Genomic DNA, 23609 nt, shown 5'->3' on the forward strand with positions numbered 1-23609 from the left:
CCGCCGAGTACGAGGCGCTACACGCGATGACCCAGCCGGTCACCGCACCCCTGAAAACCAGCTAACCAACTCTCCATCAAACCCGGGGCTTGACAGACACCCTGCTCTGACGGGACCGTGCCCTACCGCTGGCATCGAGCCGGAGAGCCTCGCAACCGGCAGGAGGGTTGGGGGAGGGGCGCCGGGGCATCGTTGCCGTTTGGCACATCCGTCCTGGCCGCGCACACGCCCCCATCGGTACCCGCCGTTGTCCTGGTCGGCCATATCCGTTGATCGACCGACGTAACGCATCTGATCGATGTGTCGCCATTTCGGGCAGAGCCGGTGTCGATCTTTCGATCGGATCGGCCGATCCGAGAGGTGTCGCACGTACGGGCACCCCCCTCCAACCAGGGAGTTGCATGTCCATCCTTCGGCGACGTCCAGGCGTCCTGCTCACGCTGATCGCCCTGTCCGCCAGTTTCGGCGCGGTGGCCACTGCTGTACCCGCGTCAGCCGCCCCGAATCGGGCAGATCTCTCCGTCGATCTCGCCGTCAGCCCCACGCGGGTCCCGGTGAACGGCAAGCTCGTCACCGCTGACATCCACGTCGCGAACGCGGGGGCCGCGAGCGCGGACGGCATCGCGGTGACGATCGAGATTCCCGCCACCGCCCACATCGCCGGCGAGGGCCCCGCCACGGATTCGCCCTGGCAGTGCGCCCTGGCTCGGCCGAGCCGGTGCACCCACCCCACTCTGGCGGCCGGACAGAGCGCCACCCCGCTCAGCCTTCCGATCAGGCTCAGCGAGGGCGGCGACGGTCAGTCGGTGGCCATCACCGCCAGTGGCACGACGACCAGCCGCGAGTCGTCCACCGGGAACAACCTCGACAGTCAGTCGGTCACCTATGACGCGAGCATCGTCTACCCCGACCTGCACGTCGAGAGCGCCGTACCGATCCCGAGCTACCAGGTGATCGAGGGCGACTGGGTCAAGTACCCGATGCGGTTCGGCAACGCCGGCAACGTCGCCGCCGCCGACGTGCGGGCCCACGTCGTCGCCGCGCCGGGCCTGTTCTGGGGCGTGGGCAACCAGTCCGACCCGTCCTGGCAGTGCACCACCATCGTGGTCGATCAGGAATGGGACTGCGTCAACGGTCCCCTCGCGGTCGGCGCGGTGACGCCGACGCTTTCCTTCAGCGGGCCGGTACCTGCGGGCGGTCAGCCCGGCGACCGGCTGCCGGTGACCGTGACGCTCTCGACCAGCACCCCCGGCGAGGACCCGGCCGGCAGCGTGCACGAGGGTGGCTTCGAATACGGAACTCCGGCATACGTCAGCGGGCGGGTCTGGCTCGACGTCGATCGAGACGGCCAGCGGGACGCCGGGGAGGGTACGCCCGTACTGGACCAGCTCAGCGTCTCCCTCGTGCCGGCGGACGGCAGTGCCTCCGTCAGCGTGTCGGTGAACGCGGACGGCACGTACCGGATTCCGGTGCACGCCGGCCAGTACCTGCTCGAGGCCGGTTTCGCGCCGGGCTCGTACCAGTTCACCACCCCGAACGTCGGCGACGACGCCACCGACTCCGACGTACATGTCACCTACGACTCCTGGGACTACGTGACGGCGCAGAGCGATCCGGTGAACCTCGCGGAGGGCGATGAGGCGACCCTCGACATCGGCCTGGTGACCGTCGGCTGAGCCGAGCCGTGGGCCGTCCGTGTCGAGGCGGCCCACCGTCCGAGGCCGCAGACCGATCCGCAGCGGGGCCGGAGGAACCCCGATGCAGATCGGTCCGCGGCCGACCGGCCTACTTGACGGTCACAGGGAGGGCCTTCGGCGGCAGCTGCCAAGAGCACCCGACGTCACCCGAAAGTCGCGACCGCGACGAGCCGACCACGACCCGGATCACGGGCGGTAGCCCCTGCCCGGCTCGGTGATCAGGTGCCACCCGGCCGCGCCGGGAATTACGAACGTCGCAGCGGCCGGGGTCGGCCGACCCCACGACCTGGGTCAGCCTCACCGTCGGGCAGGAGTCGGCCGCCGAGCCGGCACCGCCCGCCATTGCGCCTGGGGCTCAAACCCGCGCTGGCTGGCGCCTTGGAGTAGACAGCGGCGAGAAGCCCCGCAGACCGACAGCGGCGATCTCAATGTCCCGTCGCCGCCGACAAATCGGCGATCAGCTTGTCGAGCACCAGTTCCTCCTCGACCCGGACCCCGGCCGCGAGCATCGCCGCAGCGAGTCCCGGATCCCAGGCCGCGTCGGTCGGCGTGCCACTCAGCGACCCTCCGGTACTCGGCCGGTCGGTGCGGTCCGCGACTCCGGCCAGGTAGTCGCCGGTCCCGTAGCGCCACGGCTGCCAGGGCACCCTGCCGTGTAGCAGGTTGGCGATCCGCAGGCCACCCCAGTCGAAGTCGCCGTGATACCGCAGGCGGGCGCCAGACTGGACCAGGTTGGCCAGCAGCCGCAGCGCCGCGGTGCTGGGCTGGCCGCCGACGCAGACCAGCGGCGGGCACGCCGCACCAAGCTGGTCGGCCGCAGCCGCCAACACAGTGGGGTTCTCGCAGACGTACACGGTCCGGGCAGCGAACCGGGGCTCTCCGCGAGCGAGCTGGCGCAGGGTCACGACGACCGGCTCCCCGAGCGCGGCGGCGGGGGCGACGAGGTCGTGCAGCCGGCATCCGGGGACCGTGGGCAGGTTGACGGCGAGCACGGTCGAGGAGAGATCGTCGAGGAACACCCCGGCGGCGTACCAGAGCATCCGGCGTTGCTCGGCCGCCGACTCGGGCAGTGGCGCGTCCCCCCACCAGGTGGCCCGGACGGCAGAACGGGCCACTGTCTCCAATGCCCGGCCAGCGTCGAGCGCGTGCGCGTCGCCGGTGGTGCGGGCCGCGATCCGGGCCAACGGTTCCCCGTCCGCCGGCAGCGCGGCGAGGACGGCAACCAGGTCGGCCACGAGCCGCGCCGCCGCCGGCGGCGTACCGGCCAGCCGCCGCAGCAGCGCGGCCGTGCCCGAGGCGGCGCACCATTCGGCCAGCTCGGCGCGCACGCCGCCGAGCGCGGCGAGCGGTGCCAGGGAGGCCTGCCAGGCGGCGGCCTCGGCGGCCCGCACCTCGGCGAGCACCGCGACGCCTCCGGTCAGCGCCTCGACCGCCCCGGCCAAGCCGTCGGGGTGCATTCCGCTGCGCCGGATGATCCGATCCAGCTCCTCGAGGTTGATGGTCAGGGTGCTGCCGCGACCGGGCGGGCGGCCCAGGACCCGTTCCACCGCCCGCCGTTCGTCCGGGCTGGGCCCGTCCAGGGTCAGGGTGCCGGTCAGCGGCTGTCCCCGGGCGATGCGGCGGCGTAACCGCTGGAACAGCCGTTCGGTCTCCGCCCCGCCGAGCTGCCGGCGCAGCCGTTCCAGGTCGGTCACCGCGCATCCCACAGGCCCGGGGTCGTCCCCGGCTCGGGATGATGCTCGTCCGGCTGTGGGTTCCGCTGCCGCGGCGCCGGCCGCTCCGGCGTGGACAACAGGTGCCGCTCGCGGCCGTCCCAGCGCCACGGGGTGACCAACACCGCGTCGATGCCGTCGTGCCGGGCAAGGTGGGCGATCCCGAGGCCAGGCACCTGCGGATAACAGCCCCACTCCCGCTCGCTGGTCATCACCACGTCGAGGTCGAAAGTGGCCAGCAGGCCGAGACACTTCGCCCGGGAGTCGTCGTCCACCCCCGCGAAGGCCTCGTCCAACGCGATCAGCCGCGGCGCGTACGGGTTGCCGGCCGAGCCGTAGTAGGACGACGCGGCGGCGAACAGCGGAACGCTCGCCGCCAGTACCCGCTCACCGCCGGACGCGGGCCCGGTCGCCGGACGCCACTGCCCGTCCTGGTGCCGCTGGATCGTGAACTCGTGCCACGCCCGGTAGTCCAGCGCGCGGGTCAGCTGCTCCGACCAGGTCGCCGCGTCGTCGCGCAGCCGTTCACGGTTGATCTGCTCCTGCAGGAAAGCGCCCACGGCGCGGCGGTCCTCGTCGTTCCAGACGTCCGTGCTCTGCCGCAACTGCTTGGCGCGCAGCTCGGCCAGCCCGGCCGGAGCGTCGCGGGTCGGCCGCCACAGCAGCCGCAGCCGCATGCCGGTCGAGGTGGGCCGCACCTCCAGCTCCTCGTTCATCCCCGCGACCTGACGCTCGGCGCCGACGATCAGCTCCTGGAGCGCCCCGGCGACCTCGTTGACCAGGTGCGTCTCCAGCACCTCCCGCTCGTGCGCGGAAAGCATCCGCTGCCGCTCGTCGATCTCGTCAACCAGCGCGGCGGCCAGGTCGGCGACGGTGCGGCTACGCCCCTGAAAGCTGACCTCGACGACCATCGTCTCCTCACGGATGGTCGCCACCACCTGGTGACCCTGCCGCAACAGGCCGTCGGTCAGCGCCTTCACATCCATACTGACCTGCTGCTGCAGCCGATCCCAACGGCGGTCGTCGTCGTCGGTGTCGGCCAGTTCCCGCTCGACGGCCCGGGCCAGCGCCACCGCTGGGGTCGCCGCCCACGACTGCGCCACATCCGGCACCTCAAGGTCGGGGCAGGCCAGGTCGACCAGGCCGGTGCCGGCGAAGGCGCGCAGCCCCTCGACGGCGGCGTCCCGGTCCCCGGTCGCCGCGTGCAGCTCCTGTTGCAGCCGGCTGCGTCGCCCGCCGGCGTCACCCCGGGCGTCCCGGGCCGCCGCCTCCTGCCCCCGGGCGTCCTCACGGTCGCGTTCGCAGTCCCTCAGCAGGCCGGTCGTCTCCGCGATGCGGCGCTGCAGGTCCGCCACGGACGCGCCGGCGGTGGCGTTCAGCGTCTCAAACTCCACCCGGGCCGCCCGTGCCGCGTCCCGCGCCTCGGCCGCCTCGACCGCCGCTGGCGCCAGCCGCTCCAGCCGTTCCTCGTGTAGCTGGGCCGCCTCATCCCGGCGGGCGTGCGCCGCACGCACGCCCCTCACGGTCGGCCACCAGGCGGCCAGGGCCACCCGGTACGACTGCAGCCCGTCCCGGACCCCGGCCAGCTCCTCGACGTCGTACGGCAGGTCGACGTCGTCGGCGAACTCGGTCGCCTCAGCCAACGCGGTCGCCGCCTCGGCGAGCCGCCGGCTCAGCACCGCACCTGCCTCGTCCCGCCGGCCGACGATGCCGCGGCGCGTCTCGTACGCGCCGCGTACCCGGGTGTGGGCCTCCCGCAGCGGCTGGTCCGACGGCAGCGCCCGCGCCTCAGCGGCGACCCGCTCCCGCCGCTGGCGCAGCTCGCCGCGCTGGCCCGCGACGGCCGCGAGCCGCGCCGACAGCTCCTCGGCTTCCCGCTGCAGCTGGGTGATCCGCGCCCGGCGGGACGCCTCCCGGGCGCTGTCGCCGATGTGCTCCGCCGCCGGCTTGGCCCACCGTCCGGCGAGGACCCCGTTGCCGAACGTGCCGGTCGCGTCGACCCAGGTCACCGCCGAGCCGGCGCCTAGGCCGATCGCGGCGAGCACACCGGTGACGGCTTCGTCCGACAGCGCCGCGCAGGCCGGGTCCGCCCGGTCGACCGCCGGGCGGAGCAGCTGCGCCAGGTTCGATGTCACCGCCCCGCCGGGCCGCAGCACGGTGTCCCCGCTGACCGGGTCGCGCAGCGCCCCGTCGGGGTCGAGCCACGCGTCGAGAATGCCGGCCGCCTCCAGGGCCGCCTCGATGCCGGCCCGCTGCGACGCCGGCACCTGCGGGGCGAAGTCCACCACCCGCCACAGCGGCGCGCCCGGCCGGTCCCGGCGTGCCTCGTCGGCGCGCGTGTGCGGTGCGGGCGGCGGCTGATGCGTTCCCGCCTCCAGCCGGCGCAGCTCCGCCTCGGCCCGTTGTAGACCGTCGCGGACCTCGCGTTCCTCGGCCTCCAACGCGGCGTCGGCGCGGGCGAGGGCCTCCGTCGCGGCCGTGGCGGCGCGCGTCGTCTCCCGCGCCGCCGGGTTTTCTCCGGCCAGCGTGCCGACCCACTGCTCCAGTTCCGCGAGGATGCCGTCGAGGTCACTGACCGGCAGTTCGACCACGCCGCGAAGGTGCTCCCGGGTCCGCCGGAGCAGCAGCTCACCCGCCTCGGTCGCGGCCGACTCGGCCTCCGCGATCCGCAGGTCCGCGGCGGCCATCTCGACGTCGAGCCGGTCCACCTCGTCGCGGGCCCGGTCCGCCCGACCCCGGGCCGCGTCGGCGGCGTCGCGGAGCCGGTCCAGCGTCCGCAGCGAACTCGACCGCGAGGCGACCAGTTCGTCCGCGGCGCGGGTCGCCTCGGCCAGCCCGACCGGTAGCGCGGCCACCACCCGCGCCGCGTGCCGGTCGGCCAGTCGCGCCGCCGTTGCGTCCCGCTCGACCTGCGCGCGCGCCGCGTCCTCGGCGTCCTGTGCCTGCTGCAGCTCCCGGGCCGCGTCCTCCGCGGACCGGCCGGCGCGGGCCACATCGGCCTCCAGGTCGCGCAGCCGCCCCTCCTGCCGTGCGGCGAACTGGTGGCGTTCGTCGGCGATGCCCTGCAGCCGGCGCAGATGCTCGGCGGTACGCGCCTCCGGGCTGTCCCGCAGCGCCTGCAGCCGGGTGGTCAGCTCCCGGGACTGCTCCGTCAGCCCGTCGATGCGCGCCAACGCCCGGGTCAGGTCGGCGTCGGCCTGCTCGTAGGCCCGCTGCGCCTCGGTCAGTTCCCTGCCGAGCTGTTCGTAGCGGCTGTGCTGCTGGCGCAGCAGCCCGGCCCGGCGGCGCGTCGCGACCCGCGCGTACTGCCGGTAGCGGGTGAGGAAGTCGTCGGCGGCCCGTTTCGTCTCGGCCAGCTCCCGCAGCGTCATCCGCTCGTCGTCCAGGCTGCGGAAAGCCTCCGCGACCTGGGTGATCAGGTTCTCGTCCAGCGGCGGCAGCGCGTCGGTGAGCGCCCGGGACAGGCTCTTCTCGTCCGGCCGCTTCGACAGCTGCGGTTGGCGCAGCCGGATCAGCAGAGAGACCAACGCGTCGTATCGGCTGCCGAGCCCGAACAGCGCCTCGTCCACGGCCCGCCGGTAGTCCGCCGCCCGGTCGTAGACCATTCCGGCGGGCCCGACCGCGTCGCGCAGCCGCTCCCGGGTCAACGTCGTGCCGGTGGCACCCACCAGTGTCAGGTCGACGCCGACCCGCTGGCTGGTGACGAAGAACCAGTGCCGGGCGATGCCCCGCCCGGCGACCGCCTTCAGCCCGCACCCGATGGTGAGAAAGCGGTCCCCGTCGCGGTCGCGGCGGCCGAACTCCAACCAGGTGTAGCCGAGCCGCTCCGGATGCGGGTACCTGCCGCCGAGCAGCAGGTTCCACTCCATCCGCTTGTGCGGGTCACCGTCGGGCTCCACCCGGTACGGCGCCAGGTCCCCGTCGAGCAGGAACGGCAGCATCAGCGCCAGCACCTTCGACTTGCCGGTGCCGTTGTTGCCCCGCAGCAGCAGGCGCCCGCCGTGGAAGTGGAACTCCTCCTGGTCGTAGTAGAAGATGTCGACCAGCCCGGCGCGCAACGGCTGCCAGCGCTCCTTCGCCGGGAGCGGCAGCTGGTCGGCCAGCGGTACGGTCATCGCGCAGATTCCCTCGATCGTTCGGACTTGTCGGTGCCCACCCGTCGGGCGGCCGGCTCGCGGATCGTCGGCGCGGCCAGGGCATACCGGGCGATCGCCGGCCGGGGCAGCACGAGCGGGTCTGCGCCCGGCTCGACCCGGATCAGCTTCAGCGCGCGCAGCGCCTCCAGCGCCGTGGCGACGAGGTCCACCTCGGCACCCGGGTCGGTGGCGTGCTTACGCCAGTACGACCGGTGCTCGACGGCCAGCTCCCGGGTGCGCCGGTGCAGCTCGCTGACCCGTACCCCGCCGTCACCTGCGGCGATGTGCTCCGCCAACAGCAGGGTCAGGTGACTCTGCATCCCCTCGGCCGGCATCCGCACGTCGGTGAGCTCGTCCTCGGGATCGACCATCGCGATCCCCTCCGCGCGCACCTCGGCGACCAAGCCGGTGAACTGGGTGATCCGGGTCAGCAGCGCGTGCCGCTGACTGGTCAGGTAGGCGCGCTCGGCCTCGGAGAGCTCGTCGTGGTAGACCACCGGCTGCTCCAGCAGCAGCCGGGTCAGCCGGTGCCGCAGCGCCCGGTTCCGGGCGTCGTCCACATCCGGTACGACCTCCAGCGTCAACGCCGCGAGCCGGCCCGGCCCGGTCGACTCGTCGATCATCGACGGCCCCCGGGACGCGGCGAGCAGGCCGGCGAGCACGTGCCGGTCCACGTCGTACAGGACGTCTCCGCCGGCACCCAGGTACGCCTCCTCGTCCCCGGCCACCCGGCGCAGCACTCCCCAGTGCAGCAGCAACCGGACCACGGCCACCATGTCGGCCCGCCGCTCCCGCCGGTCCAGCGCGAACGAGAACCCGGCCGCCGCCAGCGTCGGCTCGGCGGCCCCCGTCACCACCTCCTCGGCCAGGCGGCCCAGCGTGATCTGCCCGTCGGCGCGCTCCAGGGCCGCCACCGCCAGGCAGGTCAGCACGTACCGCTGCCGGGAGAACGGGGTCCGCGACCGCGGATCCCGCGCCGGATGCGTGCCGTCGTGAGGGTCGGCGGTCAGCTTCACCAGCCGTACCGTGTGGGCGTCGGCCACCACCTGCCAGCCGGTCTCCCGGTCGAACCACTCCCGCAGCTCCGCCGCGTACGCCCGGACCAGCCGGTAGGTCTCCGCGTCGGTGAGCCCAGCCACCAGCAGCGGGCGGGCCAGCAGCAGCCGCGCGGCCCTGCGCCGCCGCACCTCCGGCACATCGTCGGCGATGGCACGCCCCCTCACCGGGCCGCCCCGACAAGGTCGATGATCTCGATGAGATGCTCCGGCCCGGTCAGCACCCCGTCCTCGGTGACGACCCGCACCGGTGGGGCCGCGTCGACCCGCCGCAGCCGAACCACCATCGTGCCGTCCGACGTCGTGGTGGTCACCTCCGACTGGCCCGGCCGGCGGGTCGCCAGGGCGTCACCGAGCAGCTTAAGGAAGAGCCGGAACTCGGCGGAGTCCAGCTCCACCAGCTCGGACAGACGGATCGGGCCCGGGGTGGCCAGCGCGGCCCGGGCACGGGCGGTCTGTTCCGTCTCCCGGCGCACCCGCTCGGCGAGCACGCGACGCTGATCCGACCGGTCGATCACCCGGTTCGGCGCGCCCCGCCGCTCGTAGGAGCCGGTGCGGCGCAGCCGAGGGCTGATCTCCAGACGGGGCGCGCGCGCCCACGGCGTGGCCGCTGGCACGGGCCGCTCCTCGGTGGCGGCGAGGGTCTCGGCGGTGGTGGTGAGGTGCCGGGCGGGGGAGAGCCCGAACGCGGTGTGCCAGAGCCGGTGCGCCGCCTCGTCGTCCGGCGCTTCGGCGAACCAGAGGGCGAGCCGGCGGAAGTCCGCCGAGCGGTCCGACCGCCCGGCCCGCCGCTCGTTGATCGCGGCGACCGTGCTCAGCAACTGCCGGATTCCGCCGATCGCCGCCGTCCGCAGCAGCCGCGCCTGGGCAGGGCGGCTGCTGTCGCCGCTGACGAACCAGTCACGGAGCCCCGCCCAGCGCAGGCGCCAGGTGTCCAGAGCCTGCCGCATGGCGGCGTCGTGCCCGCCCCAGGCGTCGGTGTCCAGGCCGTCCCGCGCGTCCGCGCCGCCGTGCTCCTCGGTGGGAGCGGTATCGGCGGCCTCGCGGCGCGCCGCCACCTCCAGCAGCGGCGTCACGCCGACCGCCTCGATCTGGCGGGTGAGCGCCGCGATCTCGGCGCCCCGGTTAGCCAGGTCGGCGATGAACCGCTCCAGGTAGGCGATCAGCTGCTCCTTGTACGCCAGGAACGCCGCGACGTCGGCGTCGGAGAAGTCGATCGTCCGGCGCAGTGACGCCATGAAGGCCTGCGCGTTGTCGGCCAGGCCGGTGAACCGGTCGACGAGGCTCAGCAACAGCAGGTGCGTCTTCGCCGCGTCCGGCGGCTCGCCAGCTGCTGCCGCTTCGGCGACGGCCAGCAGCCCGCGCAGCTGTTCCGCGATGTCGGACAGGGCCACCGACTGCAGGGCGCCCCGCCGCCCGATCGCCTCCTCGTACTTGGCGATCGCCTCCTCCGCCGCGTGCCCCTCCCGGGTGAGCTGGTAGAGGTAGCGGGCCCGATGGAAGTCCTCAACCGTTGTCACCCGGCCGGTGTCGGGGTCGGCGCGCAGATTTCCCCACTCGGCGAGCTGATCCAGGGCGGCGCGAACGGTTTCCAGCGACGCCCCCGCCCCGATGTCGATCAGGACGTCCTCGGGCCGCAGGTGCACGGTGAAGCGCTGCTTCGCCGCAACGAACGCGTCCAGGATCTGCCGATACAGCGCCGAGTTCTGCGCCTGGAGGTGGGCGAACGGTTGCGCCGGTGATCCGGTCCCGAGGGGCATGGCGTTCATCCTCGCATCGTCGAACGTGATCTTCGGCGCTGGGACTCACCGTGCGTGCCTCCTCACGACCAGCGAACAAAAAGTAGGCGGCGGAGCCCGCCAACGAGCCGCCTGACCTACGACGGCCGCAGGTCGCGGCCGGCCGCACGCAGATGAACGATTCGCTCACGGCGCCAGCCCGAAGATCAAGTACGTTGAGTATGAGGCGCTGGTTCAGGAGCAGCGGCACATTCCCAGAAGTGACGGGACCACCCCGCACGCGAAGCAGGCATCCGGATGAGGTGCACGCTCGACCGGACGCGACACCGGAGCCGGCAGGCTGCGAAGCGAGGGGCCGGTTTGCGGCGGAAGGGGGTGCGCGAGAAGAGCTGCCTGTACCTGCTCCTGGGTGACCATCGGCCAGCCGCGTTTGCGTACCTCCTTGGTCAGCCGCTTGATACCGAGCTTCGGGTGCCTGGCCTGGGCGGCGTGAGCCACCTTGGCGAGCGCCTGTGGCACACGGACGGCCGTATCGTTGCCCGCTGGCTTCCGGGTCGCGGTGGGTGGACTGATTACGGTGATGGTGCCATACGACTGCTGCTTCTTCTTGGCGGGTTCGATTCTTCGGGGCGCCGAGGGACCTTTCGGTGCCGGCAGTTTCCCGTCCTGTGCGGGGTAGGCACGCAGCGCCTCTCGGACCTGGTCGGCGGAGACCCCGGGCCAGCCGCTCTGCGCAAGGTGCCGGGCGATTGTCGTGTCCTTGATACCGCGCATTCGCGCCTTCAGCGCGCGGGCGGCGTCCGCCAGGTTCTGCTGCCTGGGTCTGCTTCGATGATTCGGGCTGGCCGAGGCGGACCTGGGCGCGCGTTGACGCGCCGGGCTGGTGATGGCGGCGCGACCCTTGGACTGAAGTCGGTCGAGCCAGACATCGGGCGTCCGGTCGGGCAGGTCGTCGTTCTCCCAGTCGCGCCGGAAATCGCTCGAACCTCGCCCCTCCGCGTTGGCGTACCAGTCGTTGACGGTGCGCTTGATTACCACGCTGCCCTCCGCTGCCGTCGGCGCAAGGAATCAACCGCGAAACGACCCGGCGAGGGTTTAACGCGGTATGCAGGAAACTCGATGTTAGGTGGCAGTCGACTCGGTCCGATAGGGCCATTCGTCGCACTCGGGCAACGAATGGTTGACAGCGCCGGGCAGCTTGGTACAAGTGTCAACGCTGTTTGTCGGCGGCGCGGACGACGAGGATGGTGCCGTCGCGGCCCAGGGAGAGGTCTCCCCCTGTCGGCGCGACGCCGACCACCTGTCGAAGATTCGCGGTGCCGTCCGCAGGTACTGGCCGATCCGGCCCTCCGCGAGATGCCGGTACAGCTCGCTCTCCACGCCCCGGAACACCTCCAGCGTCCGGCCGCCGGGCAGCGGCGCGAGGTGCGGGCGCCCTCGGCGCGCAGGCCAGCGCGCAGCGGCAGCGTCTGGGCGGTGCTCGACGTCCACGGCAGCTCCGGTTCGAACAGGGCATCCTGTGCCGGTGCCGGGCTACAAGCGGGGGACCAACCGGGGTAGGCCGGCCAACCAGGACCGCCGTGACCAGCGTCCGGACTGGCCCCAAGATTGCCGTCTCTGCGCGGCTGTCCGTCGCTCCGGGGCAATGGGTTTGACTTGAGGATCTTCGCGGGTGGGAGATCGAAAATGGGCGAGGTCTCCGGTAGATGGTTCAGCGACCAAGCAGAACCTGAAACCGGAGACCTCGTGGCCACAGGCTGGAACTACGCCCCGCCCGGATCTCGCGGCACCAGTCAAGCGCTGGCGCTGACGGTGCGGGCGGTGAACCGTCGGGCGGCCTCGGTGAGGCGGTTTCGCCGAGGATCGGCGGCGAGCGCGGCTACGCCCGGCAGGTCGACCGGGCGGTCACCGGGTGCGGCGTCGGCAGCGAGGGTCACCAGGTCGGCCAGGCCAGGCCGGGCTCCGGCGGGCACCAGCATCGGCAGCGCCGCCGACGTCACCTGCCAGACCGCCTCGCGGGCACCGGCCCTGAGCACCTCGGTCAGCGGCTGGACGACCCGCTGCAGCACGATCCGACCGGTGGCGGCGAGGGCACTGATCTCTGCCCCGATGCCGGCGCTGTCCCAGTCCGGCCGGGCGGCGAGGGCGATGAGCGCGTCTCCGGCCGCCAGCCGTACGGGTTGCCGGTGGTTGGCGAGCGCGTAAGCCAGGGTCGACCACATCGCCGGGCCGGGCGGGCCGTCGGCGGTTGCGAGACCGGTGAGGATCCCGGTGCCGATGGTGCCCCGCTCCACCGCCGCGGCCACGAACGGCTGGAGGTGCGCGGCCATGACCTCCCGGTGCGACGGCGCGATCATCGGCCACAGCGCCAGGTCCCCAGTCCACCGGATGTAGTTGATCCGCTGGACGACGTCGAGCGGGTCGGCGAGTTCGACCGGCAGGCCGGCCGGGTCCACCATCGCGATCCGCCGGCCGGACCGGTACGGCTGGTGGCCGACCTCCTCCACCCAGGTGCGCGGCTCGACCCGGGCGGCCAGCGCTGCGGCGAACTGGCGCCCTCCGGGAGAGACAAGACGCCTCGCGCCGGCTTGGACGACCTCGTCCACCTCGCGCGGCAGCCGCAGGATGGCCTGCGTCAGGTCGGCCTCGCCCGGCTGCCAGCCGTCGTGTTCGGCCTCGCGCAGCAGGTTGAGCACTCGATCGGGATCGACGTGCCCGGCGACGGTGGCCGGCGTGGCCAACAGCGCCCGTGGCGGCTCCTTGAGTAGCCGTTCGGCGAGTTCGGTGACCCGGCGTTCCAGAAAGCGCGTCACCGGATGCGGCTGCACCACCCGGTACGGCGTCTCATCCGACACGTAGCTGCCAGTGGCGGCGGCGACCACGGCCGGCCACGGTCCGGTCCACTGCGGGATCATCGGCCTCAGCACCCGCTCGGCAGCGGCGCGGTCGCCCCGCGCCGCCCGCACCAGCCCGTCGAGCAGCAGCTCGTGCCGGACGGGATCATCGTTGCCCTTGCGGAACACGATCGCCAACTCGCCCGCAAGCGCGCCGAGATCCAACGGCGGCGGCATCTCCGCCGGCGGCTCCGCGACGCGCGTGGGAACTCCAACGGGAGCGGGGGGCGCGGCGCCGAGCAGCCCGGCCAGCCGATGCGCGACCACGCCGTCAAGCGCCGGCAGCTCGTCCCACAGCCGCTTCCGGGAGTCCTCCGACAGCGCCGGCAGCCCTCTCTCGATCAGGTCGAGTGTGCCCTCGGCGAGGTCGGGCACCGGATGGAACAGTCCGACCACCAGCCCGTCCAGCATCTGCTCGACCGGAAGCGTCCGTAGCCACTTCAAATGTGCCCGCACCAGCGTCTTCTCCTGGCGGGCCAGCATGCTCTGGGTGATCTCCAGGAGGGCAGCCGGATGCAGCGCGGACACCCGGTGCAGGTCGCGCAGCCCGGTGTACGCGAGGTTCGCGACCGTCGACATCGGTGCGGTCAGCAGGCCAATCAGCTCCTGCCGGTGCCCGGCCAACTCGTCGAGGGTCGGTGCCAGCTGCCTGAGCAATTCGAGGTACGGCTGGAGCAACCCCTTCCGCCCACCGGCCCGCAACCGGCGCAGGCACCCCGCGATGAGCACCCGCCGGTCGATCCGGCCGCTGGCGGCCAGCTCGAGCAGGGCCGGAGGCCAGTCCCGGCCGGCCACGCCGGTTACGAAGGCGGCGGCCACCCGGTCGTCGTCGAAGAGGTACGGCACCACGTGGTCGAGCCACGGGTCGCTGGCCAGGACAGCGGCTAGCGAGGAGTTGCCACGCCGCATCGCCACGTACTGCGCCACGGCCGCGGGCGTGTCTGGCGGCCCGGCACCCACGGCCCGCATCAGCGCCTCGGTGAACGACCAGTGAGTGGCCCCCCGGATACGCGAGCCGGATCGGCGCAGCAGGTGCCGGGTCAGGCTGGCACCCCAATCGACGCCGCGCGCCCGGAGCAGGCCGGGCACCATCTCGGGTGACACCCGCAGCGACGGGCCCGCGGACCACGGCCGGTACAACCGCTTGACCGCGTCAGCGATGGTGGGAGCGCACGCAAGCGTGGCCATGGCGAGGACTGCCTGGCGGCGCTCGTTCAGCTCTCTGGCCTCGTGCATGGCCCGCCACTCCAGTCGCTGCTTCTCGAAGCCGCGCTGGCGTTCCTGCTTCTGCGACCGCTGGCGCGCCATGAGCGCCCGGATCCCGGCCAGGTCGCGGGGAATCTCCTCCCCGGGAGCGGTCATGAACACGAAACCGAAGGTGCCCGACGTGGGCAGCTCCGGCTCCGGCTCGGGCTCGGGCGGAGGCAGCACGACCGGCTTCGGCTCGGCACGGGTCGGCGTGTGCGCCTCCAGCGCCGGCAGCAGGGTGGCCCGCTCCCCGGCGTCCAGACCGGCGAGCGTCTCCCCGAGCGCGTCGAAGTCGGCCACGTCGATCCGCGCGCACACCTCGCGCCATACGTCACTCACTGCACGTCACCCCGTCTCCTCGCTGAACATCGCTGCCACGACGTGCTTGCACGGCCCGCGCAAGCCCTGATGCTCGGCCCACCAGGCGCAGGTGCAGGCGTACCCGGCGCCGCGTCGGTGCACGAGATAGGTCGAACCGCCAGAGGTGACCTCCACGCCTGCGGCGCTCGGCACCAACCCGCCCGCCGCCCCCAGCGCCCGCGCCGCCGCCAGCCGTGGATGCAGCGCGGCCACGAGATCGGCCCGGTAGGGCAGCGGACGGTGGAACGACGCCGCCGCCGCGATGTCGTAGCCCACCTGGCCCGCCGTAGCGAGCGCGGCGAGGGCGGATGTGGCCCGCGTACCGTCCCAGCCCATCCGCTCGGCGACCGACGACCGGTCGACGACCGGGTCGGTGACCAGCAGGGCGTTCAACGCTTCGGCGTCGGTGTCGGCGGACCCGGCTCCGAGGTCGGCCAGCAGTTGACCGTCCCCGGCGAAGCCGTGGTGCACGGCGGTCGACAGCAGCAGCGTGAACCGGGCCGTGCCGAAGTCGAGCACCCAGCCGCTCACCTGGGCCGGCGCGCCGCTGACCGGCGGCGCGTAGAGGGTGACGGTGCGCGCGAGGGGAAGCAGCGAACGTAGTACCGACAGGCGGTATCCGTCCGCCACGCAGATCGCGCCGCGATCCGGCCGGCTCGTGGAGCGCCAGCCGGTCGCGGCCGGCATCAACCAACGCGTCCGCCGGCCGGTGCGCGCCGACACCTCGGCCAGCAGCGCGACCGCGCGTCCCGGACGGAGCTCCAACCGCGGGTCCATCGGCAGCGCGTGTGCCGACACCTCGGCCAACCCGCGCAGCCACCGTTCTGGCAGGGGCACCCGCTTCTCGACGACGCGCCCGTCGAGCGTCGACACGGCGAGCTCGTCCTCGCCGACCGCCAGACGCAACGGGTCCCCGGCCCCGACGCGGGTCAGCGCGGTGTACAACTCGGGGTTGATATCCACGTTGGTCACACCCTGACCCACCGGTGCGCCGTCCAGTTCATCGGCGGCCAGGTCCAGGCGCCCGTACACGCCGCCGCAGGCCGACAGCGCCTCTAGCCGCAGCCGTTCGCCGTCGCCGGTGACCACCGGATCTCGTCCTCCCGGACTACGCTCCGGCCGGAAGTCGGCAGCCGCGATATCGGCCAGTGCCAGCAGCCCGCCAGCCACCACCCGGGGCGTACGCACGAAACCGGCAAAGAAGGTCTGCTCGTCAACCCGGTCCGGCGCCGACGTGGCAAGGGCCACCGTGTCGCCGACCACGCCCGACGCGTGCCGATAGATCCTGGTGTCCACCACGGACGGGCTCGCACTCAATGCTCGATCCTTTCTGAGGTCCCGCTGCGCGGTGTCCGGGAATGGTGCCACGCGCCGCGCAGACCGCGCTGTCCTCGGCGTCGGTCCGGAACGGATCGACGGTGACCCCCGCTCCCGACGGTGAGCGATACGCGGCAGCTAACCCGACCCGTACGACACTTCCTCGGCGACCGCCACTGCCCGCCGCCCTCCCCGGCGACGATGGTGAGTGCTCCCGCCGATTGCGCCGCTGACCGGACCCTGGCCGGCGGCCGGCGATCGGCGCCGTGGGCCGAGTGGAGCGGGCGACGAGCCGAGGTCGGCGGGTCACCGACGCCACCGGCCGCCGAGGCATGCGAGCAGGGATTCGCGGTGCCGGGGCGAGGGACGGTCCACCGGTCGGATGACCGTTAGGCTGGCCCTTTCCTGGCCGTGCCACCTGGAGAAACGCCCATGCCCGACAGCGTCTTCGCGCAGTTCACCGCCGACGACGACCAGCTGACCGTCGCGTTGCTCGTGCAGCCGGCGATCAATGCCGCCCGGTGCACAACCGGGTGCCGCTGATCCGCCATCTCACCTTGGTCAACCGGGGCGCCGAGCCTTTGTCGGACGTGAAGCTCACCCTCGACCTGCGAGGCCGGACGGCGCGCTCACCGAGCCGTGGACGCGTACCGTCACCGCGCCGCTGTGGCCCGGCGCGAGCACCAGCTGGGACGACTTCCGTGACGTCACCCCGGACCGTGCGTTGCTCTACCGCACCGACGAGGCGTTCCCGGTCGACTACCGCCTCACCGTTCACGCAGGTGACGAGGACAGCCGCCTCAAGCAGATCGGCCTCGGACCCTTCGCCTTGACTTGCATGGGCGCAAGCAGTCCCTCAACGCGATCCGCCAGCAGCTCCGCGACGCCCTCGACCAGTACGACGGCGGCGACGGCGACTGGACAGCCGTCGAGACGTCGATGGCCAGTTCAGTGCGCATGTGAGTGGTGATCGACCAGCCGATCAGGCGGCGGGTAGCGATGTCGATGACCGTGGCCAGGTAGATCCAGCCGTCGCCGACGCGTAGGTAGGTGATGTCACCGCACCACCGCTGGTCGGGTGCGGTAGCGGTGAAGTTCCGGCCGATCAGGTCCGGCGCCGGCGAGGCGGCCGGATCCGGGATGGTGGTGCGCTTGCGGCGGCGCAGGTGCCGGCCCACGACGTCCCACTGCCGCATGATCCGCTCGACCCGTTTGCGGTTGACCCGCACACCCGATCGCGCAGCTCGACGGTCCCCGGGGTGAGCCGTAGGACCCGCCGGAGTCGGCGTGGATGCTCTTGATCTGCTCGGCGAGTGCGTCCTCGGCGGCCACCCGCGCCAACCGGTCGCCTTGGCTGGCCGACCAGTGGTAGAACCCGGAGCGAGAAACGACCAGGATCCGGCACAGCCGCTTGACGCCCCAGGTGGCGCGGTGGGTGGAGATGAACCGGAAGCGGCTGGTCACCGATCCATCTCCCTCGCGAAATACGCGGCTGCCTTCCGCAGGATCTCCTTCTCCTGCCGCAGCTCAGCCACCTCGCGACGCAGCCGGGCGATCGGCGTCCTTGTCCGCCACCGACAGCCCGTCCCCACCCGAGGCCCGGCCCGTCCCGGTCTGCCGCTCCTGCTTACGGACCCAGTTCCGCAGCGTCTCGTGACTCATCCCCAGTTCACGGGCGACCTGGTTGATCGGCCGCCCGACCAGGTCAACCGCGTCACGCTGGAACTCTTCCGTGTACTTCGATTGTGAAACTGGTGAGGCATCGTCGTTGGCCGTGGTCTGACCCGTACTTCGATTGGCTTCTTGCCTTGCGTCCGATCTGTCGACTGCGGCCAACGGCGCTGCTGTCCGCCGCCGGGCCGGCGGGGTGTGTCCCGATTGGGGCCTTGCCGCACAAGGCGCCGTCACAGTCCTGGCCACTCCAGCGGGCCCGGCGACGAGCAACGCCGCCAACTCCTGAGGAGCCCGCCGCATGACCGACCTGCTCAAGACGCCAATCCACACCCGTGCCGTCTCATCTGGCTCGGACAGCGAAGTCGTCCTTGGCATCGACACGCACAAGGATGTCCACGTCGCCGCAACGGTCAGCACCATGGGCGTACTCCTGGGCACCTGAACATTCCCGGCGACCGCGGCCGGCTACAAACAACTGCTTACCTGGGCCCGGACTCACGGCACGGTGCAGCGTGCCGGCGTCGAGTGCACCAGCTCGTATGGTGCCGCGTTGACCCGGCACCTCCACGACCACGGCATCAACGTCATCGAGGTCAACCAGCCCGATCGAGCCACGCGTCGCCGACGCGGCAAGACGGACGCGATCGACGTCGAAGCCGCCAGGCGGGTGCAGAGCTCCGCGAGCGGCCACGACATGAAGTCCGCGCGGACGTGCCACTGGACCTGGCGGCGCTGACCGCCCGGCCCGTGCTGCGCTGCGTCAACGACATCGTCGCCAACTGACGGCGGGCCCTGCCTCTGCACGACCTGAGAGACAGGGCCACACGCCGCGTGTGTAGTTGAAGACTTTCGCAAGTGCTAAAGTCGGCAACCGAATGTGGCGTCGCGTGACGGAGGCTGACGTGTCGGTACCGCTCTACCAGGCGAAGGCGGAGCTGTTCCGCACCCTCGGTCACCCGGTGCGGATCCGGGTGCTGGAGCTGCTCCAGGACGGGCCGAAGCCCGTCCGCGACCTGCTGGCGGTGATCGACGTCGAGGCGTCCAACCTCTCCCAGCAGCTCGCGGTGCTGCGCCGGGCCGGCATGGTCACCTCCAGCCGCGACGGCGCCCTGGTGGTCTACGCGCTCAGCACCCCGGATGTGGCCGATCTGCTGGCTGCCGGCCGCCGCATCCTCGGCACCGTCCTCACCGACCGCGACGCGCTGCTAGGGGAGCTACGGGCCGACAGGCGGGACCGGTGAGCCGGACGCTGTCGCCGCGCGACCGGTTCGTCGGGCTGCTGCCGCAGCGGGCTGACTGGCTGGCGGTGCGCCGCTCGCCCCGACGCGACCTGCTCGCCGGGCTGACCGTGGCGGTGGTGGCGCTGCCGCTGGCCCTGGCCTTCGGCGTCACCTCCGGGCTCGGCGCCCAGGCCGGCCTGGTGACGGCGGTGGTGGCTGGCGCGGTCGCCGCCGTCTTCGGCGGCTCCCACCTCCAGGTCTCCGGGCCGACCGGCGCGATGACCGTGGTGCTGGTGCCGGTGGTCCAGCAGTTCGGTGCCGCCGGGGTGCTGATGGTCGGGGCGCTGGCCGGGCTGGTGCTGATCGCGCTGGCCCTCGCCCGCCTCGGCCGGTACGTCCACTACCTGCCCGTTCCGGTGATCGAGGGATTCACCGCCGGCATCGCGGTGGTCATCGCCCTGCAACAGGTACCAGCCGCGCTCGGGGTCGCCGACGCGCACGGCGACCGCGTCTGGGCCGTGGCCGCCGACGCGGTCACCCGGTTCGTCGCGGACCCGCGGCCGGTCCCGGTCGCGGTGGCCCTCGGCGTCGCCGCGGTGATGCTGCTCGGCGCCCGGTGGCGTCCCGGCTGGCCATTCTCCCTGCTCGGCGTGGCCGCCGCGACTGTCCTGGCCGAGGCCGCTCCAGTCGAGCTGGCCCGCATCGGCGCTCTGCCCGCCGGCCTGCCGGCGCCCTCGCTGGGCTTCCTCGATCTCGACGCCGTCGGGGTCCTGCTGCCCTCCGCGCTTGCGGTCGCGGCGCTGGCTGCGCTGGAGAGCCTGCTCTCCGCCACCGTGGCCGACGGGATGACCGTCGGTCAGCGCCACGACCCCGACCGTGAGCTGTTTGGCCAGGGGCTGGCCAACCTCGCAGCCCCGGCGTTCGGCGGGATCCCGGCCACCGCCGCCATCGCCCGTACAGCGGTGAACGTGCGCGCCGGCGCGAGCTCGAAGCTGGCCGCGCTCACCCACGCCGTCGCCCTCGCCGGGATCGTGTTGGCCGCCGCGCCGCTGGTCGGCCGGATTCCGCTCACCGCGCTGGCCGGCGTCCTGCTGGCCACCACCGTCCGGATGGTCGAGGCCGGGTCGCTCTGGGCGCTGGCCCGCGCCACCCGGGGCGACGCCCTCGTGCTGCTGCTTACCTTCGCGGCCACGGTGGCGCTGGACCTCGTCACCGCCGTGGCAGTCGGGGTGGGCGTGGCGATCGTGATCGCCCTGCGCGCGGTGGCTCGCACGGCGCGCGTGGAACAGGTTCCCCTCGATTCCGGCGAGCACAGCGCCGAGGAACACGCCCTGCTCGCCGACCACATCGTGGCCTACCGGCTGGACGGCCCGCTCTTCTTCGCCGCCGCGCACAGCTTCCTGCTCCAGCTCTCCGACGTCGCCGACGTGCGCGTGGTCATCCTGCGGATGTCCCGGGTGACCACCCTCGACGCCACCGGCGCGCAGGTGCTCGGCGACGCCATCCTCCGGCTCCAGGAGCGCGGCATCACCGTGCTGCTCTCCGGCATCGCCCCCGGCCACGACCAGGTGCTGGCCACTCTCGGCATCGCCGGCCAGCTGCGCCGCGACGGACTGGTCTTTCCCGACACCCCGGCCGCCATCCGGCACGCCCGCACCGTCGTCCTGCCCGGAGCCACAGCGGACCAGCCCGCCGCAGCGGGGTAAGGCTGACGGCGCACGCCTCACCGCGCTCGTGGTGGCGGAAATCGGAAATGCCGGCTGGTGCCCTTTGCTGATTCGTGGCGAGGCCGAGGTGCCCGCTGGTTCAGTGACCGGACCGGCGACGCTGACCACCGAGCTGTACGCAACTGCGACACCTCCTGCGCGGTCGGCACCACCCCGCCGAAGGGCTCCCCGCGCAAGCTGGCTGCGGCCCGGCCTCCGAGACGAGAGGAAACACGGTGGAGAAGTCGTCTCGGATCAGGTACATATGCGGGCGTCGCGTCACGTTGCGAACAGGTCGCGGTAGTTCGTGACAGTTACTGGCATGCCCATGATGCTCTCATGAGCTGATCTGCTGCACGGTGGCCGCGAGCTCCCGATCGGGACTGACATGGCGCTGGTAGAGCGGGCTACACGGTGTTGCGGCCAGCCGCATAGCGAGGTCGACGAGGTTCGGCTTGGCGGTGTTGCGCCAGGTGTCGGCGAGGAAGGCGAACTCGTTCATGGTGCCGACGATGCTGCGGCTGGCCGTTGGCGCGATCCGCCACTGGCGCATCCGGTCGAACTCGACTCGGATCACCGGGTCGGGCACGCTGTGGGCGGCGAGCACCTCGCCGACCTGGTCGGCGACCCGGGCCGGCATGGTAGTGGCCGGCGCGAGGGGCATGAGCGCCGGCAGCAATGTGCGCTCGTTGACAAGCAGCGCGACCTGCGGTCGCCACGGAAGCAGGGTGGCGTACCAGTCGCCGAGCAACGTCGTGGACCGCTCGCCGCCATGCGGGGCGGACGGGCCGATGCGTTGGCGCAGCTTCGCGGTCGCGCGCAGGAGGAACATGCGTCCATCCTGCCGCCTGCGCGTACGCGTCCCGGTGCCGCGCCTGTCTGCAGCAGTGTCAGCGTGAGTCGGTACCAGGCATCTTCGATCTGAACATGCAGGTTGGGGAGTGCGGGCGGCGATCCGCGCCAGCGTGGTGTTGGCCGGACGGCCTGTGCTGATAAGCAGCATGTCGGGGGAGCAGCCCTTCGGCTGGCCGCTTGCGCTCACCCCGCGCCTGCTCGACAGCGAGGCGGGGTAGCGATCAGCTCAGTGGAGATGGTGGCTCGGGACGACGTGTGGGGCTGTCATAGGGTGCTGCGGTGGGTTCACTCAGCCGGGCCGAGTTGGGCGCGTTGGTCGGCGAGGCGACGGTCGACGCATACGACGATGATGAGCAGCTGACCGGCCTCTACACGATGATCGAGGGCAACCTGGCGGTGCCGTTCACGACGCAGGTTCTGGGTGTCGAGGTGACGGTGCGGCGGGTTGACCTGCGCCACGGAGCAGTGGTCGCGATCTGCCATCGCGGTCGATTTCGTCAGGTGATCGGGATTCTGGATCTTCCATTGCCGGAGCCGTCGCCGCCCGGCGCGGAGTGGATCGAGGCGTACCGGCACTGGGCTGGCGGATGATCATCATGGCGGAGGGTTTCGGCGGTGAGCGAGTACCAGTACTACGAGTTCGTGGCGGTCGACCGGCCGTTGACGGTGACGCAGCAGCGGGAGCTACGGGCGTTGTCGACGCGGGCACGCATCACGTCGTCGAGTTTCGTCAACGACTACCAGTGGGGTGACCTGAAGGGCGACCCGCGGGAGTGGATGCAGCGGTACTTCGACGCGTTCCTGTACCTGGCGAACTGGGGGACGCACCGGATCGCGCTGCGGCTACCGATCGCGGCGCTGGACCCGGGCACGGCCGCGGAATACTGCGTAGGGGAGTCGGCCTGCTCGTGGGCGACCCGTACACACGTGATCCTTGATCTGCAGAGTGAGGACGAGGACGGCGACGAGGTGTACGAGGGCGGCGGTTACCTCGCCGCGATCCTTCCCGCGCGGGCCGAGTTGGCCGCTGGCGATCGGCGGTTGCTGTACCTGGCGTGGCTGCTGTGCGTGCAGAGCCGCGAGCTGGACGACGACGAGCCGGAGCCGCCCGTGCCGCCGGGTCTGGGGGACCTGTCCGGGCCGCTGCGTGCCCTGGTCGACTTCCTGCGGCTGGACCCGGATCTGCTCGCCGTGGCAGCCGAGACGAGCATGCCGCAAAAGGAGGCGACGCCGTCGACGGCGGTGCTGTCCCGCTGGGTGAAGGCGCTGCCCGAGTCGGAGAAGGACGACGTTGTCCTACGACTGCTTCGCGGTGACGACGCTCACCTGCGGTCGGAACTGCTGGCTCGCTTCCACGGCCCGATTCCGAAGGAGAGCACCGGCGGTCGCCGCACCGTCACGGATCTGTTGGCTGCCGCAAGGGAGCGCAGGTTGCGACGGCAACGGCTCGCCCGCGAACGCGAGGCGGCCGAGCGGGAGCGTCGAGAGCGGGCTGCTGCTGTCGCTCGCGAGCAACACCTGAACGCAGTCGCCGGGCGGCAGGAACAGGCGTGGCAGCGGGTAGCCGCGATGATCGAGACAAAGAAGCCGAAGGAGTACGACGCTGCCGTCGCGCTGCTATCCGACCTGAAGGCGCTGGCCGAACGGGACGGCGACACCGAGGCGTTTCACCGGCGCGTGCGACAGCTGCGGGAACGGCACGCCCGTAAGCCAAGCCTGCTGGACCGCCTCGACCGGGCCGGGCTCGACTGACTGGCACAGTTTTCCATTAACCGCCGCTGCTTTCGGCCATGGTGAAGCCGAGTTGGGTGTAGGAGCGGATCGCTTGCGCCACATGGCAGCGAGCACGCCGACGTGTTCGTCGACGCGGCCAAGGAGCGCTGACGGGCCCGGACGGTCTGCTCAAGCAGCTGACCAAGGCGGTCCGATGCCCCGAGAGCCTCACCATCATCGATCTCCGGGCGCCGCCGCGACCCTCATGATCACGATGAGAATG

The 23609-nt window shown here is 72.2% G+C and carries 16 protein-coding genes and 1 pseudogene; 7 read left to right on the forward strand and 10 right to left on the reverse strand.

What is annotated here, in order from left to right; all coding sequences use genetic code 11:
- Window positions 1–401: 401 nt before the first annotated feature.
- Entirely contained in the window at window positions 402–1676 is a 1275-nt protein-coding gene (locus ACZ6O2_RS26130) for an SdrD B-like domain-containing protein (protein WP_466024676.1), read from the forward strand.
- 446 nt (window positions 1677–2122) lie between these two features.
- On the opposite strand, the gene ACZ6O2_RS26135 is transcribed toward ACZ6O2_RS26130, so the two are convergent.
- The 9 genes from ACZ6O2_RS26135 to ACZ6O2_RS26175 form a co-directional block, all read right to left on the reverse strand.
- Entirely contained in the window at window positions 2123–3391 is a 1269-nt protein-coding gene (locus ACZ6O2_RS26135; RefSeq protein ID WP_466024677.1) for a TIGR02679 family protein, read from the reverse strand.
- Complete coding sequence (locus ACZ6O2_RS26140; RefSeq protein ID WP_466024678.1) at window positions 3388–7524, reverse strand: TIGR02680 family protein; 4137 nt, start codon at window positions 7522–7524, stop codon at window positions 3388–3390. Before ACZ6O2_RS26140 ends, ACZ6O2_RS26135 begins: the two co-directional genes overlap by 4 nt.
- On the reverse strand, window positions 7521–8768 hold the full coding sequence (locus ACZ6O2_RS26145) for a TIGR02678 family protein (protein ID WP_466024679.1): 1248 nt from the start codon (window positions 8766–8768) through the stop codon (window positions 7521–7523). The genes ACZ6O2_RS26140 and ACZ6O2_RS26145 overlap by 4 nt, the downstream gene beginning before the upstream one ends.
- Entirely contained in the window at window positions 8765–10369 is a 1605-nt protein-coding gene (locus ACZ6O2_RS26150; protein WP_466024680.1) for a TIGR02677 family protein, read from the reverse strand. The genes ACZ6O2_RS26145 and ACZ6O2_RS26150 overlap by 4 nt, the downstream gene beginning before the upstream one ends.
- A 204-nt stretch (window positions 10370–10573) precedes the next feature.
- Window positions 10574–11377: a hypothetical protein gene (locus ACZ6O2_RS26155; protein WP_466024681.1), complete on the reverse strand. Its 804-nt coding sequence runs from the start codon at window positions 11375–11377 to the stop codon at window positions 10574–10576.
- A 755-nt stretch (window positions 11378–12132) separates the two neighbouring features.
- Window positions 12133–14820, reverse strand: coding sequence for a DUF6493 family protein (locus tag ACZ6O2_RS26160; protein ID WP_466024682.1), 2688 nt, complete (start codon window positions 14818–14820; stop codon window positions 12133–12135).
- Between the two features lie 6 nt (window positions 14821–14826).
- Window positions 14827–16158, reverse strand: a complete 1332-nt coding sequence (locus tag ACZ6O2_RS26165) for an SWIM zinc finger family protein (RefSeq protein WP_466024683.1) — start codon at window positions 16156–16158, stop codon at window positions 14827–14829.
- Between the two features lie 800 nt (window positions 16159–16958).
- Window positions 16959–17387 carry a DDE-type integrase/transposase/recombinase gene (locus ACZ6O2_RS26170; protein ID WP_466024684.1) on the reverse strand — a complete coding sequence of 143 codons (429 nt, stop codon included), beginning with the start codon at window positions 17385–17387 and terminating at the stop codon, window positions 16959–16961.
- A 298-nt stretch (window positions 17388–17685) separates the two neighbouring features.
- Entirely contained in the window at window positions 17686–17994 is a 309-nt protein-coding gene (locus ACZ6O2_RS26175; RefSeq protein ID WP_466024685.1) for a transposase, read from the reverse strand.
- Between the two features lie 136 nt (window positions 17995–18130).
- On the opposite strand from ACZ6O2_RS26175, the gene ACZ6O2_RS26180 reads away from it, so the two are divergent.
- The 4 genes and pseudogenes from ACZ6O2_RS26180 to ACZ6O2_RS26195 all read left to right on the forward strand — a co-directional run bounded on the left by ACZ6O2_RS26180 (window position 18131) and on the right by ACZ6O2_RS26195 (window position 20758).
- Window positions 18131–18274, forward strand: coding sequence for a hypothetical protein (locus tag ACZ6O2_RS26180; protein WP_466024686.1), 144 nt, complete (start codon window positions 18131–18133; stop codon window positions 18272–18274).
- A 12-nt stretch (window positions 18275–18286) separates the two neighbouring features.
- A pseudogene (locus ACZ6O2_RS26185) lies at window positions 18287–18568 on the forward strand (IS110 family transposase); the annotation flags it as partial.
- A 166-nt stretch (window positions 18569–18734) separates the two neighbouring features.
- Complete coding sequence (locus ACZ6O2_RS26190) at window positions 18735–19073, forward strand: ArsR/SmtB family transcription factor (protein WP_350710077.1); 339 nt, start codon at window positions 18735–18737, stop codon at window positions 19071–19073.
- Window positions 19070–20758 (forward strand): SulP family inorganic anion transporter, encoded by a 1689-nt coding sequence (locus ACZ6O2_RS26195; RefSeq protein ID WP_350710079.1) that lies wholly within the window; start codon window positions 19070–19072, stop codon window positions 20756–20758. Before ACZ6O2_RS26190 ends, ACZ6O2_RS26195 begins: the two co-directional genes overlap by 4 nt.
- Before the next feature lie 337 nt (window positions 20759–21095).
- Here ACZ6O2_RS26195 and ACZ6O2_RS26200 read toward each other — a convergent pair whose 3' ends face one another.
- The gene (locus ACZ6O2_RS26200) at window positions 21096–21590 is read right to left on the reverse strand and encodes a DUF6933 domain-containing protein (RefSeq protein WP_466024687.1); all 495 of its coding nucleotides are present in this window, start codon (window positions 21588–21590) and stop codon (window positions 21096–21098) included.
- 302 nt (window positions 21591–21892) lie between these two features.
- Here ACZ6O2_RS26200 and ACZ6O2_RS26205 point away from each other — a divergent pair, with 302 nt between their 5' ends.
- Together ACZ6O2_RS26205 and ACZ6O2_RS26210 are read left to right on the forward strand one after the other, a co-directional pair.
- Window positions 21893–22204, forward strand: a complete 312-nt coding sequence (locus ACZ6O2_RS26205) for a hypothetical protein (RefSeq protein ID WP_466024688.1) — start codon at window positions 21893–21895, stop codon at window positions 22202–22204.
- A 24-nt stretch (window positions 22205–22228) separates the two neighbouring features.
- Window positions 22229–23365 (forward strand): hypothetical protein, encoded by a 1137-nt coding sequence (locus ACZ6O2_RS26210; RefSeq protein ID WP_466024689.1) that lies wholly within the window; start codon window positions 22229–22231, stop codon window positions 23363–23365.
- The last annotated feature ends 244 nt before the right edge of the window (window positions 23366–23609 follow it).

Source organism: Micromonospora sp. NPDC048040, assembly GCF_055587185.1.

What these genes read in the sequence shown, in the direction of transcription:
- ACZ6O2_RS26180 (WP_466024686.1), top strand. Translation starts at nt 18,131, where the DNA reads ATGACCGACCTGCTCAAGACGCCAATCCACACCCGTGCCGTCTCATCT.
- ACZ6O2_RS26150 (WP_466024680.1), bottom strand. Translation starts at nt 10,369, where the DNA reads ATGAACGCCATGCCCCTCGGGACCGGATCACCGGCGCAACCGTTCGCC.
- ACZ6O2_RS26200 (WP_466024687.1), bottom strand. Translation starts at nt 21,590, where the DNA reads ATGTTCCTCCTGCGCGCGACCGCGAAGCTGCGCCAACGCATCGGCCCG.
- ACZ6O2_RS26140 (WP_466024678.1), bottom strand. Translation starts at nt 7,524, where the DNA reads ATGACCGTACCGCTGGCCGACCAGCTGCCGCTCCCGGCGAAGGAGCGC.
- ACZ6O2_RS26130 (WP_466024676.1), top strand. Translation starts at nt 402, where the DNA reads ATGTCCATCCTTCGGCGACGTCCAGGCGTCCTGCTCACGCTGATCGCC.